The sequence below is a fragment of the Pseudomonas sp. EA_65y_Pfl1_P113 genome (assembly GCF_963970525.1).
GTDB classification, from domain to species: Bacteria; Pseudomonadota; Gammaproteobacteria; order Pseudomonadales; family Pseudomonadaceae; genus Aquipseudomonas; species Aquipseudomonas tritici.
Window position 1 is genome coordinate 1 of record NZ_CAXAQM010000742.1, and the last position, 255, is coordinate 255.

Here is a 255-nt window from a genome sequence, read left to right on the forward strand (position 1 = left end):
CATGCGCGGCGCAAGTTCGTCGATGCGCAAAAAGTGCAACCCAAAGGCAAGACGGGCCGTACCGATATCGCGCTGGCCATGATTAACAAGCTGTATGGTATCGAACGTGAACTCAAAGAGGTCACGGATGATCAGCGTTTTGTCGGTCGCCAGGAACAGAGCTTACCGGTGCTTGCCCAACTGAAAAGCTGGCTGGAGAAAACCCAGTCCCAAGTGACGCCGCAAAGTGCGCTGGGCAAGGCCGTTAATTATCTG

General features: G+C 54.5%; 1 protein-coding gene. It reads left to right on the forward strand.

Going from position 1 to position 255, the window contains the following annotated elements:
• Positions 1-255, forward strand: a 255-nt coding sequence (locus AACY52_RS31990) for a transposase (protein WP_339561646.1), incomplete at both ends; no start/stop codon positions are given.